13 protein-coding genes are annotated in these 16,607 nt (G+C 70.2%); 8 read left to right on the forward strand and 5 right to left on the reverse strand.

Annotation, left to right across the window (positions count from 1 at the left end):
* Positions 1-4: 4 nt before the first annotated feature.
* Both IPI43_18285 and IPI43_18290 read right to left on the reverse strand, forming a co-directional pair.
* Entirely contained in the window at positions 5-496 is a 492-nt protein-coding gene (locus tag IPI43_18285) for a DnaJ domain-containing protein (GenBank protein ID MBK7776050.1), read from the reverse strand.
* Entirely contained in the window at positions 493-3,120 is a 2,628-nt protein-coding gene (locus IPI43_18290) for an Hsp70 family protein (GenBank protein ID MBK7776051.1), read from the reverse strand. Before IPI43_18290 ends, IPI43_18285 begins: the two co-directional genes overlap by 4 nt.
* Before the next feature lie 169 nt (positions 3,121-3,289).
* Between IPI43_18290 and IPI43_18295 the strand changes: the two genes are divergently transcribed.
* Positions 3,290-3,550 (forward strand): hypothetical protein, encoded by a 261-nt coding sequence (locus IPI43_18295; GenBank protein MBK7776052.1) that lies wholly within the window; start codon positions 3,290-3,292, stop codon positions 3,548-3,550.
* A gap of 9 nt (positions 3,551-3,559) precedes the next feature.
* Here the strand turns inward: IPI43_18295 and IPI43_18300 are convergent, their stop codons facing one another.
* Positions 3,560-5,149, reverse strand: a complete 1,590-nt coding sequence (locus tag IPI43_18300) for a wax ester/triacylglycerol synthase family O-acyltransferase (protein MBK7776053.1) — start codon at positions 5,147-5,149, stop codon at positions 3,560-3,562.
* A gap of 101 nt (positions 5,150-5,250) precedes the next feature.
* Here IPI43_18300 and IPI43_18305 point away from each other — a divergent pair, with 101 nt between their 5' ends.
* The 3 genes from IPI43_18305 to IPI43_18315 all read left to right on the forward strand — a co-directional run bounded on the left by IPI43_18305 (position 5,251) and on the right by IPI43_18315 (position 10,069).
* Positions 5,251-7,371, forward strand: coding sequence for an EAL domain-containing protein (locus IPI43_18305; protein MBK7776054.1), 2,121 nt, complete (start codon positions 5,251-5,253; stop codon positions 7,369-7,371).
* A 319-nt stretch (positions 7,372-7,690) separates the two neighbouring features.
* Complete coding sequence (locus tag IPI43_18310; GenBank protein MBK7776055.1) at positions 7,691-9,502, forward strand: L,D-transpeptidase family protein; 1,812 nt, start codon at positions 7,691-7,693, stop codon at positions 9,500-9,502.
* A gap of 195 nt (positions 9,503-9,697) precedes the next feature.
* Positions 9,698-10,069, forward strand: coding sequence for a hypothetical protein (locus IPI43_18315; protein ID MBK7776056.1), 372 nt, complete (start codon positions 9,698-9,700; stop codon positions 10,067-10,069).
* Positions 10,070-10,075: 6 nt separating this feature from the next.
* Here the strand turns inward: IPI43_18315 and IPI43_18320 are convergent, their stop codons facing one another.
* On the reverse strand, positions 10,076-10,876 hold the full coding sequence (locus IPI43_18320) for a dioxygenase (GenBank protein ID MBK7776057.1): 801 nt from the start codon (positions 10,874-10,876) through the stop codon (positions 10,076-10,078).
* Positions 10,877-11,478: 602 nt separating this feature from the next.
* Here IPI43_18320 and IPI43_18325 point away from each other — a divergent pair.
* The 4 genes from IPI43_18325 (at position 11,479) to IPI43_18340 (ending at position 15,474) form a co-directional block, all read left to right on the forward strand.
* Positions 11,479-12,327 (forward strand): TIGR02147 family protein, encoded by an 849-nt coding sequence (locus IPI43_18325; protein ID MBK7776058.1) that lies wholly within the window; start codon positions 11,479-11,481, stop codon positions 12,325-12,327.
* On the forward strand, positions 12,324-13,022 hold the full coding sequence (locus IPI43_18330; protein ID MBK7776059.1) for a hypothetical protein: 699 nt from the start codon (positions 12,324-12,326) through the stop codon (positions 13,020-13,022). Before IPI43_18325 ends, IPI43_18330 begins: the two co-directional genes overlap by 4 nt.
* 124 nt (positions 13,023-13,146) lie before the next feature.
* Positions 13,147-14,184 (forward strand): hypothetical protein, encoded by a 1,038-nt coding sequence (locus IPI43_18335; protein MBK7776060.1) that lies wholly within the window; start codon positions 13,147-13,149, stop codon positions 14,182-14,184.
* Between the two features lie 105 nt (positions 14,185-14,289).
* Positions 14,290-15,474: a hypothetical protein gene (locus IPI43_18340; GenBank protein ID MBK7776061.1), complete on the forward strand. Its 1,185-nt coding sequence runs from the start codon at positions 14,290-14,292 to the stop codon at positions 15,472-15,474.
* 35 nt (positions 15,475-15,509) lie between these two features.
* Here IPI43_18340 and IPI43_18345 read toward each other — a convergent pair whose 3' ends face one another.
* Positions 15,510-16,562, reverse strand: a complete 1,053-nt coding sequence (locus tag IPI43_18345) for a ferredoxin--NADP reductase (protein ID MBK7776062.1) — start codon at positions 16,560-16,562, stop codon at positions 15,510-15,512.
* Between the last annotated feature and the right edge of the window lie 45 nt (positions 16,563-16,607).

The raw sequence follows: 16,607 nt of genomic DNA on the forward strand, positions 1-16,607 counted from the left end.
GTGCTCAGCGCAGGGTGCGGAGGTGCTGCTCCAGCTGGGCCAGGCGCTCCTTCAAGAACTCGCTGTCGGGCTCGAGCTGACAAGCGCCACGCAGCGCTCGTTGCGCGGCTTTCCAGTCTTGACGCTTGGTGGCGTCCACCGCGTCGTCGTACAGCGTGCGTGCCTGGGCCGAGCGGATGCGCGGGGCGCTCGGGGCCGCCGCCTTGGGCTTGGGCTTTGCGGCCTCGCGGGCCTCGGAGGTGAGGCGCAGCTCACCGCGCTCGAGGGCCTCGTCGTACCGCGTGCGGGCCACCGGGTCGGTCAGCACCTGGAAGGCCTCCGTGCCGCGTCGGTAGATGGCGTTGGCGCGCTCCAGCTTCTCGGGCGTGGCCCCCGCAAAGCGATCGGGGTGATAGCGCCGCGCGAAGACGCGGAACGCCTCCTTCACTTTCACGATGCTGGCCTCTTCGTCCACGCCCAGCAGCGCGTAGTAGTCGAGCTGGTCGAGGTCGCTCATCGGCGCCCCGCGAGCGCCACGGACTGACGGGCCTGCATCGAGCGAATCTCGTCTTCCGACACGCCGCCAAGCAGGTTGATGCGCGTGGCTTGCTGGACACCGGTCTCCACGTCCACCGCGCGCACGTCGAGCGTCCCGCTCGCGTCCAGGATGAAGGTCACCTCGATGCGCACGCCACCGCGCGGCGCGTCGCGCAGCCCCGTCAGCAGCACGTCGCCCAGCGCCTGGTTCTCACCGTAGGCGCGCGCATCGCCCTGGCAGATGCGCACGTGCACCTCCAGTTGACCGTCCTGCGCGGTGGAGAAGATGCGGCTCTGCTCCGTGGGGATGGGCGTGTTCCTGCGGATGAGGTGCTGGCAGTAGCCGCCCACCGTCTCGAGCCCCAGTGAAAGGGGCGTGACGTCCATCAGCAGCGGCGCCGGCCCGCTCACGGCCAGCACGGGACGCGTCATCTCGGCATGGACCGGAGCCGTGATCGCAGACGCCATGGGCGCCGCGCGGCTGGGCAGCGCCATGACCTGGTCGAGCGGATCCGCGACCGGCTCTGCGAGGTCTGTGCCGATCATGACCTCGAAGTCCTCGTCCTCGAGGGCCTCGGTGTTCACGCGCTTCCGCGACGTGGCCATGAACTGGATGTCGGCCTCCCCCAGCGTCTCGGTGTTCACGCGCTGCCGCGACGTGGCCATGAACTGGATGTCCGCCTCGCCGAGTGTCTGCGTGGTGGTCAGCGAGGGGGGCGGTGCGGGCTCGGACTCCAGCAGCTCGAGGTCCTCGAGGTCGCCGAGATCTTCGAATTCGCTGGTGACGGTGGGCGCCACCATGCCCGAGAGCGTGTTGACCTTGGGCCGCGACACGGGGGCGATCGGGGCATCCAGCATGTCCAGCGCCATGCGCGGGGGACTGGCCGGCGCGGGGCCCGAGCCGGTGCCGAACTGCGCCGTGTTCTCGCGCTGACGCCCAGGGTTGGCGGCCGCGCGGGAGACCCCCAGCACCATGGGCCGCACGTCGGGGGTGGACGGCTCGTCCAGCTTGAGCAGCGAGCTCCCTTCGGTCCGGGCGAAGGGTGACGCCGTGATCACCGCGGCGCTGGTGGCTCCCGGCACCAACGTGGGGTGCTTGGGTGGCAGCGGTGCTCGTGCCGCGCCGCCGCCCAGCTCGTCAGCCATCGGGTCGTCGAGGTTCAGCAGGGGCTTGGCACCGCCGCTCGGCTTCGGGGCGCCGACGCTGATGGCGGGGACGCCCACGCTGATGGCGGGCACCGCCGACACGCCGCGTGGCTTGCTGATGTCGGCGGTCACGACCTCCACGGCGGCGGTGGGTGCAGCGACGCGCTCGACCTGCACGTTGGGTGCGAACGCAGGCCCCTTCGGGAGAGCATCCTTGCGCGCCATGTTGGCGCCCTGCGCCGCGCGCAGATCGGTGAGCGACACCTTCTTCAGCGCGACCCGACCGAGGGCCATGCGCCCACGCGCAGCCTCGGGGCCACCGAGCGCGAGGGCATGCAGTGCCGCCCCTTGGGCCACCACGAGATCGGGGTCGATCTCCTGGCGCGGAGCCTGGCCGAAGAACTGCGTGACCAGCTCACGCACCAGCGGGACCCGCGTGGAGCCGCCCACCAGGATGACGCTGTCGATGTCCTTTACGGTCAGGCCCGACTGCTTCATCGCGATCTTGCAGACCTCGATGCTCTTCTCGAGGGTGGGCCGCATGCGCAGCTCGAGCTCCGTGCGCGTCATGTTGAACGCGAGGTCGAGCGCGTGACCGCTCTCACCGTACGCGAGCTCCTCCACCGTGACCGCGACTTTTTCGTCCGCAGAGAGCTGGCACTTGGTCCACTCCGCCGCCGCGCGTAGTCGCTCGAAGGCCTGCGCGTCGCCGCGCACGTCGTAGCGGTGCTGCTTCAGAAAGTGGTCGGCCATCGCCTCGGCGATGATCAGGTCGATGTCGTCGCCGCCGAGGAAGCTGTCGCCGGCGGTGGCCACCACCTCGAACACGTCCTTGTCGAGCTCGAGGATGGTCAGGTCGAACGTGCCGCCGCCCAAGTCGAACACGGCCACCCGCTCGGCGCGCTGCTTGCCGTAACCGTAGGCCAGCGCGGCCGCAGTCGGCTCGTTGATGATGCGCGCGACCTCCAAGCCCGCCACGCGCCCCGCCGCCTTGGTAGCGCTGCGCTGCAGCTCGTTGAAGTTCGCGGGAACCGTGATGACCGCTCGGTTGACCGACTGCCCCAGGCGCGCCTCGGCGATGCGACGAACCTCGCGCAGCACGAAGGCGCTGATCTCGGTCAGTGTGTAGGTCTCGTCCCGCACGGTGACGACCACACCACCGCTGCCGCTCTCGGTGAGCTCGAACGCGAAGCGGGACTTCGCGGTCGCCACCTCGGGGCTCTTGAACGGGCGACCGATGAGTCGCTTGATCGAGTAGACCGTGTTTCGGGCGTCGATCAGGCGCCGGTCGCGCGCCTCCTCGCCCACCAATATACGCCGCTCCGGGTGGAACGATACGACCGAGGGGATGAGACGATTGCCAGCCTCGTCGGCGAGGACGGTGACTTGTTCGCCGTCCGCCACGGCCACGACGGAGTTCGTCGTGCCGAGGTCGATTCCTAGAATGATGCCGCTCATCGAGTCTCAGGGGATAGCCCCAGGGGGCGCCAGACGCTGATGCTGCCAGAAGGCGCCGCTGCTGACTACTCTCAGCCTTTTTCTGCTTCGATCGCGGGCGCGGCCCGCTCCGAAAAAAAGAAATGTCGCAAACTGGACGCCTGAGCAGTGGTGCTCGTACACTGAACACATGAACCGTGAACAACTGATCCTGGGTACGCTCCTCTCCCTCTTCGACCTCGCGCACGACCTCGGGCACTCCGAGTCGGTGCGCGTGAACCGGGTGGCGGGTCGCATCGGTGCCAGCGCCGCGGCCGTGCGAGCCGCTCTCGTCCACCTCGAGTCGCGTGACCTGGTGGACGCAGAGCGCGTGCGGCTCACGCTGCGTGGCCTCGCCGTCGCCAGCGCGTTTCGGGCCACCGAGGATGTCCGTGTGCGGGTGGCCGCCTGAAACTCCGTTTCAGCGTGCCTTGCGCTTGGCCGCTGGCTTCTTGCGCGTGCGCGGCGCTTCGTCACTCGGCGGGGCCTCGGCCTTGGGCTCGGCGGGCTTCCGCGTGGCCGCAGCCTTCGCCGGTGCAGGCGGCTCCGGGATGGACGGTACGGGCGGCGGCGCAGGGATGACCGCCACCGGCGGCGGAAACTGCGACGCGCGATGCGCGCGTGCGGCCTCCAGCAGCTCTTGCAGCGCGCCGGTCGTCATGCGCGCCATGTCCCACACGTCCGGCACCAGCTCGGCGTCCACCAGGTAGCTGAAGTCGATGGCGTCGAGGTAGCTCATCAGCGTCAGGTTGAGCCCGGCGCCCTCCATGACCGGGCCCAGAGGGTAGATGGCCTCCAACTTGGCGCCCTCGAGGTACAACGGGAAGCGGGGCCCCGGGACGTTGCTGATGACCAGGTTGTGGATCGGCCGGTGACGGTCGGCGAGGTTGCGCGTGGAGTAGAAGCGCACCGCCGATGCAAAGACACTGGGTCCTGCCAACTCTGCCCAGTTCTGCAGCGTGTCCGCGCCGAGCGCGTTGTGCTCGGCTTTGGCCCCCAGGGTGGTCTTGTGGATCTCCTTCAGGCGCTCCACCGGGTCTTCGATGTTGGTGTAGAGGCACACGAACATGGCGCTGACCTTGTTGTTGGCCTGACCGTGCTCTTCCTTCTGCCGCACCGACATGGGGCACACCGCCGTCAGCGGGGCGCTGGGCAGCGCGCCACGCTCCAACAGGTAGGTGCGCAGCACGCTGCCCGCGATGGCGAGCACCACGTCGTTCACGGTGGTCCCGAACGCGTTCTTGATGTCCTTGATGGTCTCGAGCGGCACCCGCGCGTTGGCCAGCTTGCGGCGAGCGCTGACGGCGCCGTTCCATGGTGTGCGCGGCGCCACGAGCGGGGTGCCGCCCGCGTCCTGCTCGGGGTCACGCCGACGCTTGATGACGGTGTCCACGAACTTCACCGACTGGCCGAGCACGTTCGCGAACTGCGCTGGCGCCTTGAGCTTGGAGCGCAGGGCGAAGCTGACCATCTCGAGATCCGTGGGGATGCGGTCGGGCTCGCGGGGGGCGACCGGCTTGTCGGGCCCGGGCTTGGGGCTCTGCTGGAGGAGGTGCATGACCAACTCCGACCCGGCCACGCCGTCCACCGCCGCGTGGTGGAACTTCATGAACAAGCAGAAGCGACCCCGCTCGAGCCCCTCGATGACCCACGCCTCCCACAGCGGCCGCGACCGGTCGAGCGGCGTGCTGTAGATGCGGCCGACCATCGCGCCGAGCTCCTCCTCGCCCCCCGGGGCCGGCAGCGCCACGTGACGCACGTGGTGGATGACGTCGAAGTCGGGGTCGTCCACCCAGAGCGGGTGATGCAGGTCGAGCGGCACGTGCACCAGCCGGCGGCGCAAGGCGTAGTGCTCTTGTGCAGCTCGCGCGATGCGCCGTGAGATGGTGTGGAACGAGTACCCGCCGGGCATGTCGCCTGGCGAAAAGACGCACGCAAACCCCACGTGCATCTGCACTTGCGGGGTCTCCATGTACAAAAACGAGGCGTCCAGTCCGGTGAGTCGCTCCATCGAGTCCTCTTGATAGGGTGGGCGAGTGTATCACCGCGCGGCCGGTGCGCGCCGCCGAGTATCCACTTGCCGAGGGGATCGCGTACGCTACACGCACTCACATGACGCGCCGTGACACACGCCGTCCCTCCGTGGACGAGGCCCGACCGCGGGTACTCTTCGTCGATGACGAGCGGCACGTCCAGCGCGCGTTCGAGCAGGCGGCCTTTTCACTCGGGGTGGTCGTCGAGCTGGCCAACAGCGCCACGCAGGCGCTGCGCGCGGTGGAGCGAGGCCGCTTCGACGTCATCGCCGTGGATCTCAGCATGCCCGGGCTCGATGGCCTCGGCATGGTGGAGCGTCTGCGCGAGGTGAGCCCGTCCAGCGCGTTCGTGCTCGTGTCGGGCGCGCCTTCGCTCGAGCTGCCCACGCGTCCCGATGTGCACCTCGACGCGTTCGTGGTCGTGAAGCCGTGGGACCCGCAGGTGCTCAGGGACACGCTGCTCGACGCGCTCGAGCGGGCCGAGGAGCTCGCCCTGCGTCCCTCGACCGAGCCGCTCGCGTCCGTAGAGGCCAGCTTGCTGGTGCTGGACGTGGACGTTGCGCGCGCGGAGAACACGCTCGCGTTGCTGCGGGGCGCGGGCCTGTGCGTGGTCGGGTGCCGCGCCACCCACAGCCTGAATGACGCCCTCGACATGCTCGAGGCTGGCCACTTCGACATCGTGCTCATGGACTTGAGCCTCACGCAGGGCATCGGCATGGACGCCATCGTCCGTCTGCGCCTGGCGTCGCCCGACAGCGCCATCGTCGTGCTCTCGCCGAAGTGGGACGAGACCAGCGCGCGGCACGCCGTCCAGCTGGGCGCCCAGGACTGCCTCGAGCACGGCTTGGGCGAGCCCGCGGCGCTGCGCCGGGCGCTCATGTTCGCCCTCGAGCGCAAGCGCTTCGAGCGCCGCTCGTCGTACGTGGCGCGCTACGACTACCTCACGGGTCTGCCCAACCGGGCCAGCTTCCGTGACCGGCTCGCGCACGCGCTGGCGCGCTTCCGCCGCGAGGACCAGGCATTTGCGGTCATGTTCGTGGACATCGACCGCTTCAAGTCGGTCAACGAGTCCTTCGGCCAGGCCGCGGGCGACCGCTTCCTGCGCGAGGTGGCGCATCGCATCCAGGTGTGCCTGCGTGAGGGGGACACGCTCGCCCGGCTCGAGCGCGACGAGTTCGGCCTCATCCTCGAGGGGCCCATCGCGCGCGAGGGGGTGTCCGAGATCGCGCGGCGCATCCGCGAGGCCATGGCGGAGCCGCTGCGCTTCGAGCAGACCGACATCGTGCCGCGAGCCAGCATCGGCGCTGCGCTCTGCCCCGACGCGGGCGACACCGTGGAGGCGCTCATCGACGCGGCCGACTCCGCCATGTTCGGCGGCAAGCGGCACGGCGGAGACCGCTTCGCCATCGCGGGGCAGGTCAACACCACGGCGGCGCTCTCGCGCCTGCGCCAAGAGGGGCAGCTGCGCTACGCGCTCGAGCGCAACCAGTTCACGCTCGAGTACCAGCCCAAGTGGTCCACCGTGCAGCAGCGCACGGTGGGTGTGGAGGCGCTCATTCGCTGGCGCAACGTCAGCGGTCAGGTCATCCCGCCCAACGACTTCGTGCCCGTCCTCGAGGCGCTCGGCTTGATTGTCCCGGTGGGCGCGTGGGTCATCGACACGGCGCTCGGGCAGCTCTCGCGCTGGCGCCGCGCTGGCGCCCACGACCTCCACATGGCCGTCAACCTCTCGCCCATCCAGCTGGAAGACGACGGCGTGCTCGACACCATCCGCTTGGCGCTCGAGCGTCACGGCCTCGATGAGTCGCTGCTGGAGGTGGAGATCACCGAGACCACCCTGTTGCGCTCCACGTCGCGAGCGCACTTCGTGCTCGGCGAGCTGCGTCGCCGGGGTGTCCGCGTGGCCCTCGACGACTTCGGCACAGGCCACTCGAGCCTGGCCAACCTCGCCAGCTTCGAGGTGGACGCGCTCAAGATCGACCGCTCCTTCGTGCTGGCCGATGACCGGCGCAGTCAGGCCATCGTCGCGTCCATCATCGACCTCGCTCATCGCCTCGGTATCGAGGTGGTCGCCGAGGGCGTGGAGACCCAGGCTCAGCACGACGCGTTGATCGCGGCCGGCTGCGACATCCTGCAGGGCTACTTGCTGGGCCGGCCGAGCGCGCCCGACGCGCTGGGTCTCGACGGCGCACACGCCTGAGGCGGGCCGCCCCGAACCCTCCTCGGGCCACCAACTGGGCGAGCGCACGGGCGGCGTGCCAAGATGAGGTGTGCATCGAACAGACCGAGTCCCTCCCTGGCCGTGGATGACAGTGCTGCTAATGGGGACCTTGGCCTGCGGCGGGGAAGGGCGCGGCGCTGCGGCCTCGGGCGGCTCGGGGCAAGACAGCCCCACGGAGCCAGCGGGCGACGACGGGGAGGCTGCGAACGCGGGCCGGGATGCCGGGCGAGCCGCGCGCCCCGGTGCGGCCGCGAGCTGTGGAGCGGCGGCTCTCCCGGTCTACGCCGACGGTGCGACCGTGACCTCGGTCTGCCCGGACGACGCGGCGGCCGAGGGGCTGACGGTGCTCGATCTGCGGCCCGAGTGGACGCCGCGTGTGTTCACGGAGGACGCGTCGCTCGGCCCGGTGGGGGTGCAGCCCTACCGCGCGACCCTGCTGGCCCTCGCCGACGAGAACTTCGAGGCGCTGCCCGAGGACGTGGAGCCGGAGCGCTTCCTCGAGCTCTTCGGCATCTTTCCCACCCTGCGCGTGGTGCACCAGCGGCTCCTCGAGACCGAGCGCCATGCGTGCCGCGCGGGCGTGAGCGACACGAACCTCGGGGTGCTGGACGAGCTGCTGCGCCCGTGGGGCGACCGTGGCCAGAAGGAGGCCCGCGTGCGTCGCGTGGAGTGGCAGCGCCACCGGCTCGAGCAGGCGCGCGAGCGGCTGGGCCTCGCCACCATCCACGAGCTGATGACCGACGAGCGCTACGGCGCCGAATACCGCCGCTACGAGCACGAGCGGGTCCCCGTGGACGCCGTGCGTGAGCTGGTGGAGCACCTGCGCTGCGACGGGCTGCTCCCCGAGCGCTTCACCGATGGCGTGTTCGACGGGCACCTGGTGGACGCGCTGATCGTGTTCCAGCGCCGGCACATGGTGACCAACGCGGGCTTCGTGGACACACCCACGCGGGAGGCGTTCCTCCAGGACAGCCGCGAGGCGGACTTCGCCACGCTGCTGCGCGTGCTGCGTGAGCGCGTGGTGGACGCGACCGGGCTGATCGAGGACGGCTCCGCGGCGCACGCGTGGGGCACGGTGATGGGCCACAAGTTGGACACCGCCGAGTTCCAGATGGATGCGGGTCACGATGCCGCCCCCAATGCGGCGCCGGACCTCATCTCGCCCGCTACCGAGGCTGCCGCGCAGGCGCTGGGCTGGACCGACGCCGAGGCCGCCACGCGCGCGCTGGGCCAGCTTCTCACGCACGGACACGCGCAGGTGGCGGTGCGCCTCCCGCCGCTGCCCGAGTACCATGGCGGCGAGATGGCGCTGCGGGCCGAGATCCACCGCGGCGACGTGTACTACGACTACCCGTACACGAATACCGGCGCGCAGATCCATCAGCCCACCGCGCAGCGTCCGGTCTTCACGCTCTACGTCACGCACGAAGGACAGGAGATCGCGCTGGCACGTTGGGCCACGACCATCGGAGGCTGGAAGACCGAGCGCACGCCCGGTGGCGGCGTGGGCATGAGCTACAAGGAGTCGCCCGTGGGGCAGCGCATCATGCGGGACATCATCGCCAGCCCGGCTTGGCTGCCGCCGCCCAGCACGCCCAACGAGGACATGGTGCGCCGCGTGCCGGGCGTGGGCTACCGCGCCAACAACGCGCTCTTCGGCCCGAGCTACCGCAGCGCCTACGGGATGGTGATGCTCATGCACCACCGCGTCATGCCCACCCGCGCCGAGGGCGACCCACCGCGTATCCACGACGAAGGCATCCGCACCCACGGGTCGGTCAGCTACCGCTCCATCGTGCGGGGCACCAGCCACGGGTGCCATCGGCTCTACAACCACCTCGCCGTTCGCCTGGCGTCGTTCGTCCTCGCGCACCGGCCCCATCAGCGGCACGGCTCCATCACCGTGCGCTACGCCAAGCGCTTCAACTACCTGGGCTCCTACATCAACTTCCGCATCGACTCGCGGGGCTACCGCTACGAGCTCACCCCACCCATGCGCGTGGACGTTCTCGAAGGCACCATCCGCGGTGCCCGCCGGGCCCCGGTGGACGGGGTCCGACGCCTCGCGGGCAGTGCTGCTGCGTCGGCCGTGGCGGACACGGCGGACTGATCGGGCTGTGGGTTTTACCCCACGAGAAAACGATGGTCCCCGTTCATCGGCGTAGGGGAAAACCCACAGACGAAATGTTCGTAGCGACAGCCAGGGAAGAAAATGGCGTCAATTTCGTAATTTGGTACACGGGCCTACGTTGGCCCGAGCATTGCTTTGGCTCTGACCATCATGGCCAACCCCCGCCTCCTGCTCGTGCTTGCTGACTCGACCCTGGCGTCCATCATCGTGGACTCCTTCACCGGCGTGTTCGACGTCACGCACGTGACCACGCTGACGGCTGCCCTCGGACAGCTGCACACGAGCCGGTACGCAGCGGTGGCTTGGTCGCGCGCAGAGCACGGTCGTGTTGGCGCGGGCTTCCCGGAGCTGGTCCGTCACGTTGCTCCGGGCGTGCGCATGCTCTCGGCACACGCGCACTTGGTCCCGCACATGGTCACCCTCGCGCGCCTGCGCCCGAACCCCGTGCGCGACTGGCGCGTGCGGGCCCCAGTGAGCGCCACGCTGGTGGACGCCATGGTGGCGAGCGTGGACGACCCCGTGTTCGACGGTCCGCACATCAACTGAGCTGCGTCAGCCGAAGCGGAACGCGGACACGGTGGCGGACATCACCGCGCCTCGGTACGCGGCGTGCGCCAGATCGTCTCCTGCGGCACCCGCCACCACCATGAGCGGCAGGAGGTGCTCCTCGCGTGGATGCGCGATGCGTGCCGCGGGTGCATCCGCCCACGCTCGCAAGCGGTCCTCGCGCGCCTCGCGCGGCAAGCCCAGGCTCTCGGCCAGCCATGCGTCGAAGGTGGCGGAGGCGTCCCGCGCCAGCGACCGCTGGAAGTGCTGCATGTTGTGGTAGCTCATGCCCGAGCCCACGATGAACACGCCCTCGTCGCGCAGCGGCGCGAGCGCTCGCCCCAGCAAGAGGTGCTGCGCGGGGTCGAGGCGCCGGTCGAGCGAGAGCTGGACGGTGGGGATGCTGGCCTCTGGGAAGCTCACCTTGAGCGGCACGAAGACGCCGTGGTCGAAGCCCCGCTTCTCGTCCGAGGCCGTCTCGAAGCCCGCCGCGTCGAGCAGGGCAGCCACGCGTCGTGCGAGCTCGGGCTCACCGGGCGCGGGCCAGGTCAGCTGGTAGGTGTGCGGCGGAAAGCCGGAGTAGTCGTAGAGCAGCGGCGGCTGTGCGGCGGACGTCACGGTGAAGCCCTGCGTCTCCCAGTGTGCCGAGATCACCAGCAACGCGCGGGGCGCCTCCGGCAGCGTCGCCGGGAAGCCGCGCAGCCACTCCTCGAGCGCGTTCCACGTATCGGGCGGGCCCATGGTCCACTCCATGAAGAAGCAGGGGCCTCCGCCGTGCGGGATGTAGAAGGTGGGCTGGCGGCTCATGTGGCTGAGTGAGCCTGTATCCGGGCGGATACGCTACTGTTTTCGATGAGTTGCGGCGCAGGGCCCGCGTCGCTCATGGTGTGGTCATGTCTTCCCCTAGCACTCCTCAGGAGGTCTCCATGTCCGCCCCTCGTGTCCTCTCGCTCGTCGCTCTCGTCACCCTCGCTCTGCTCGCTACCGGGTGCGCTTCGTCTTCCAGCTCCGGCAACTCCAACGGGCTGCGCACCGACGGCAGCGTCGCCGACCCTTGCGACGACGTGCAGTGCGAGGCGGGCCAACACTGTGAGCTGCTGGCGACGCCCTGCGCCCCCGAGAGCCCCCGCTGCGAGCCCGTGCCCGTGTGCGTGCCCGACGAGCAGGCCGCGTGCACGAACGACGAGTGCGGCCCGGTCCCGCCCACGCTGCCCTGCGCCGACGGCCAGGTCTCGCAGACATGTGCTCGAGACACCGCGGGCGAGTGCGGCTGGCAGCACCCCGAGTGCCCACGCATCGGCGACCCGTGCACCGGCTGCGAGCCCTGCCCCATCCCGGAATTCGGCGAGTGTCAGTGGACGGAGATAGGGGTCTGCTCGCAGGTCAGCGATAGTTGCGTCTGAGGATCCGTGCCGCGCTCGAACGTCGACATCTTCCAGTTCCTCGACTACCGCACGTATCTCCGCGCCTTCTATGACGCGGAGAAGGCGTCCTCGTCGACGTTCTCGTATCGGGCGTTCTCCATGCGCGCGGGGCTCGCCTCCCCCAACCACCTCAAGCGCATCATGGACGGCGAGCGCAGCCTCCAGGGGGAGCTGGTGGAGCGCTACGTGAAGGTGCTGGGCCTCGGCCCCAGCCAGCGCCGCTACTTCGAGGCCCTGGTGGCGTTCACCGACGCGACCGACAGCCAGAAGCGCGAGGACGCCTACCGCGTGCTGCGCTCGTTCCGGCAGTATCAGGACGCGCACCAACTGGACGAGCGGCACGCCGCCTACCACGAGAGCTGGTACATCCCGGCCGTGCGCGAGCTGGCGTCGCGCCCCGGGTTCCGCGCAGACCCCAAGTGGCTGGCGCGGCAGCTGCGGCCGCGCATCACCGTGCGGGAGGCGCGTCAGGCGCTGGACACGCTGCTCACGCTCGGCCTGCTCCACGAGGTGGACGGCAAGCTGCAGAAGGCCGACGCGGTCATCACCACGGGCGCACAGACGCGCGGGGCGCACATCACGCGCTACCACCGCGTCATGCTCGAGCGCGCCTCGCAGGCCATCGACGAGTTCCCCGCCAGCGAGCGCGATCTGTCGGCGCTCACGTGCTGCGTGGACGCCGGCTCGCTGCCCGTGTTCCGTGCCATGATCGCCGACTTCCGGCGGCAGTGCGTGGCGCTGGCCGAGCAGTCGAGGAGACCCGCCCGCGTGATTCAGCTCAACATCCAGCTCTTCCCGCTCAGCGACGAGGGCGACGCGGAGGACGCACGATGAAGACGTGGGCACGTGGACACCAACTCGCGCTGGTCGTTGCTCTCTGCGCCATGAGCTGCGCCAGCACCGAGACGGGCAACCCCCCCGTGCAGCCCGACACGGGGCTCGAGGCGGGCAACGTCACGTTCATGGTGGTGCCCAACATGGGCGACCCGGGGCTGCTGAGCGGCTTCGTCCAGATGAACGTGCCCTTCGGCGCCGAGCTGCACGTGACCGCGGTGGACACCACGCTCGACACGGTGCGCGTGCCCATCGTTGGCGAGCCACTGGGCTTCACCACCACCCTGCCGGCGGGCTTCTCCGGCTGGTTGCGCCTGCAGATCGTGTCTGCGGACGGACCTCCGTTCGGGCCGCTGGACGTGCTCACCAGCGACGCGGCCATCGGCGGGATGGTGGAGCTGCTGCCCAGCCCCGTTGGCGAGTGCCTCGAGGTCCCCACCTCGCTCACGCTGGATGCCGACGGCGCAGCGGACCTTCAGCTGGTCAATCGCTGCGAAGGGCCGCTGACCTTTGAAGCGCCACGCGCGCGCCTGGGCGGTGTCAGTGCCACCCCGGCCACGGGGTTCACGCTGGCCCGCAACGGGCGCCGGACCATCGCCATCTCGCGAACGGCCGGGTTCCCCACGGGTGACGCCGAGGTGTTGGTGCTGCAGGAGGCATCGGGCGAGCGCCGCGCCGTGACCATTCGCGAGTGAACCCGTCGCGAGGGCGGCGCGCGCGCCTTGGCGCCGAAGCAGCCTGCCCCTAGGCCTGCGCCCATGTTGAACTGCGCGCCGGTCACCCCCTGCACAGCCGCCTCGTCGGCCGGGAGGGCGTGACGTGCGGGCGGGGCGCGTGCTGGTGGTCGGCGGCACCGGGTATTACGGGCAGAAGGTCATGGACGCCCTCGGCCGCGCGGGCTTCGACGTGACCAGTGCGGCGCGGTCGGGCGCCGACGTGCGGGTGGATCTGCGCGACGCCTCCACGTTCGCGGCCTTCCGGGACTACGCGGCCATCGTGAACGCGTCGGACTCCGTGCGTGCCCGGCCGGATGACGCGCTGCGGTTCGCGCTGGCCGAGGGGCTCCTGTGGGTGGAGATGGGTGCTGACCCCGCGCTCACCGAGCGCGCCCTCTCGCTTTCCGTGGCTCCGGCGCGCGGGACCGTGGTGCTGGGCGCCGGCATCTTTCCCGGCCTCAGCACGGCGCTGGCCGTGGGCCTCGCCGGAGCCGATGCCGAGAGCGTGGAGCTGGGGATTCGCCTCTCGCCGCTCTCGGGGGCGGGGCGCGGGAACTGCGCGTTGATGACCCACACGCTGGCGCTCCCCAGCGTGCGCTACGACGCGGGAGAGCGCGTGACGGGCCGCACCGTGGGCCCGCGCGCCGTCATGCCCTTCTACGGCGACGAGCCGCAGATGGCGGCGGAGATGGCCTTGCCGGACGCGGACCTCATCGCGCGCGCCACCAAGGCACCTACCGTCCGGGCGCGCTTCGCGCTCCAGCCGGGCTTCCTGCTGCACAACTTCCGCGCGCTGGCGTGGCTGGCGGACCGCCTCGGCACGCTGCGCGGCGGCCTGCTGGCCGTGTCCTACGTCATGCTGTGGGCGCTGCGCTCGGTGCTGCTGCGGAGTGTGAGCTCGCCGGTGGACCTCAGCGTGGTGGTGCAGTCGCCCAGCGGCACGCGGCGCCGGCTGGTGCGCGTGCCGGACGGAACCGCCGGGACGGCGCTGGCTCTCGCGGCGTTCGTGCGCGAGCTGCTCCCGCGTCGGCTGCCCACCGGCGTGGTCGTCGCGGGTCAGCTGGTGAGCGCGGATGCCCTGATCGGCGCCATGCGCGCCATCCACGGCTCGGACGCGTGCGTGCTCTCGGACCCCGCCTGAGCACCGATTGCCGTATCGCCATCGCTTTCTGTTGCCCCAGGAACAAGGGCGATTTCGGGTTCCAGGGCTTGTGAGACGCGGGTGCCCGGCGGCATCCTGCGGGTCATGCCCTCCACGTCATCCCCCTCGGTGCTGGTCTGCCTGGCTGCCCTGCTCTCCCTGACCGCCGCTGCGTGCGGTGGAAGTAGTGACAATAAGCCCGACCCGCGCGATGGCAGCGTGGTGCTGCCAGATGGCGGCGGCGCGCCCGACGCCAACGGCGGCGACACCAGCACCACGGATCAGGGCAGCGTCGACCAGGGCGGCGTCGATCAGGGCACCGCTGGGCCCGAGTGCGGCAACAACGTGCGCGAGAGCGGCGAGGAGTGCGACGGCGCCGACCGCGGTGGCGCCACCTGCGCCAGCGAGACCCCTTCCACGCCGGTGGGCCAGCTGGCCTGCGCTGGCTGCAACCTCGTCACCACGGATTGCCGCGCAGCCACCAACGACGACGAGGACGCCGACCTGGTGGTGGACGACCTGGACCCCGCGCCCAATGACCCACGCGTGTGCGGCGACTCGGACACGGATGGCTGCGACGACTGCTCGCTGCGCGGGCGCCGAGACACGGACGAGGACGGCTACGACCCGAACGGCGACGGCGACTGCGAGCTCGAGCTCGACTACGACTGCATGAATGGCGCGAACGCGGCCTCGGACGCCTTTCGTACCCAGGCATGCGTCACCTTCGCGCACATCAACAACGACCGCGCCTTCTTCACGGCGGAGTCGGGCAACGCCGCACCGCTGGTGTGGAACGAGGACATCTGGGAGGTGGCCGTCGGGCACAGCCGCAACATGTGCAACATGGGGATCTTCGACCACGACATCGGGGGTGACGGGCCCTCCGACCGCGCAGCCGCCGCTGGCCTGAATTACGGCCTGGCGGAGAACATCTCGGCCAACCTGGATCCGGGCGCGGCGGAGTACGGCTGGATGGAGGAGCCCACTTGCCGGGGGCACCGCGGCAACAACCTCAGCCCCAAGGCCTTCGAGGCGGCGGTGGGCTACCACATCTGCAACCGGCCCACGAACGAGTACACGTGGGGTCAGCACCACCACATCACCACGGACTTCCGTCGCAACAACGCCACGCCCAATTCGGCTTACTGCACGAACGCGGCGACGGACTGTGAGATCCCGCCCAACCCGCCCACCACGGCCACCTGCCCGCAGATGCTCATCAACTGGGGCTTCTGCCCCACGCCGAGCGCCACCACCCTCACGGGCTGGGGCTGCCCGAGCGACTGAACCGGGCGCCCCGCGAGCTGCGCCGCCGAGGGCCGTCAGTACTGCGCGTCGAAGTCGAGCTCGAGCGGCTCGGCGCTGGTGGGACGCGCCTGACACGCGAGCACCCAGCCACGCTTGAGGTCGTCGTCGGTGAGCGCCTCGTGGCTCTTCATGGCCACCTTGCCGCTGACCATGCGCGCCATGCAGCAGCCGCAGTAGCCATCTTCGCACGATGACGGCGGACGGTGGCCGGCGGCCTCGGCGGCCTTCAGCAGCGTGAGCCCGGCCACATAGGGGACGTCGATGCGGGTGCCGTCGAGCTTCATGGTGAAGCTGGCCGGGGTGTCACCGGCCGCCACGGGCGCTGCCTCGGGGGTGGCCTCGCGGCGGTCCGGGTCCGTGGGCGAGACGAAGCGCTCGAAGTGGGTGTGCTCGCGCGGGATGCCGGCAGCCTCGAAGCCAGCCTCGACCGTGTCCATGAACGGGCCGGGGCCGCACACGTAGAAGTCCGAGCTCTGACGGCCGGCGATGAGCGCGCTGACCTTGGCGGCCGTCATGAAGCCGCCTTCGGCGTCCAGGTGGTGCACCACCTTGGCCCGCCCCGGGTAGCGGCGCTCCAGCAGGTCCAGCTCTTCCTTGAAGATGACCGAGCGCGCGTCGCGGTTGGCGTACACCAAGAGCACGTTGCGCCCCGTGGTGATCAGCGCCGACTTCATGAGCGAGATGACCGGGGTGATACCGCTGCCGCCGCCGAAGAGCGTGAGCGGGCGGTCGTTGCCCTCGGGCTTGAGCACGAAGCGGCCCTCGGGGGGCTGCACCAGGATCTTGCTGCCCACCACCAGCTGGTCGTTGAACCAATTGGAGATGCGGCCGCCGTCCACGCGCTTGACGGTGACCTTGTGCCACGCGTCCGTGTCCGGCGAGCTGGCCAGCGAGTAGCAGCGGCGCAGCTGCATGCCTTGGAACGGCACCTCGAAGGTCAGGAACTGGCCTGCCTTGTAGCGAAACGCCTCGCGAAGAGGCGCGGGGATCTCGAACACGAAGGAGCGCGTGTCGTGCGTCTCCTGCAAAATGCCCGAGACGAGGAGCTCGTGGAAGTCGGCGGCCATCTGTCCCGAAAAATAGAACGTGTTTCAGTTTCGTCAACCCGACGC

It is taken from the genome of Sandaracinaceae bacterium, assembly GCA_016706685.1.
Lineage (GTDB): Bacteria > Myxococcota_A > Polyangia > Polyangiales > Houyiibacteriaceae > JADJJE01.

Coding starts and splice junctions, on each gene's coding strand:
- IPI43_18295 (MBK7776052.1), top strand. CDS start 3,290: ATGAACCGTGAACAACTGATCCTGGGTACGCTCCTCTCCCTCTTCGAC.
- IPI43_18330 (MBK7776059.1), top strand. CDS start 12,324: ATGAAGACGTGGGCACGTGGACACCAACTCGCGCTGGTCGTTGCTCTC.
- IPI43_18285 (MBK7776050.1), bottom strand. CDS start 496: ATGAGCGACCTCGACCAGCTCGACTACTACGCGCTGCTGGGCGTGGAC.
- IPI43_18320 (MBK7776057.1), bottom strand. CDS start 10,876: ATGAGCCGCCAGCCCACCTTCTACATCCCGCACGGCGGAGGCCCCTGC.
- IPI43_18305 (MBK7776054.1), top strand. CDS start 5,251: ATGACGCGCCGTGACACACGCCGTCCCTCCGTGGACGAGGCCCGACCG.
- IPI43_18345 (MBK7776062.1), bottom strand. CDS start 16,562: ATGGCCGCCGACTTCCACGAGCTCCTCGTCTCGGGCATTTTGCAGGAG.
- IPI43_18290 (MBK7776051.1), bottom strand. CDS start 3,120: ATGAGCGGCATCATTCTAGGAATCGACCTCGGCACGACGAACTCCGTC.
- IPI43_18300 (MBK7776053.1), bottom strand. CDS start 5,149: ATGGAGCGACTCACCGGACTGGACGCCTCGTTTTTGTACATGGAGACC.
- IPI43_18340 (MBK7776061.1), top strand. CDS start 14,290: ATGCCCTCCACGTCATCCCCCTCGGTGCTGGTCTGCCTGGCTGCCCTG.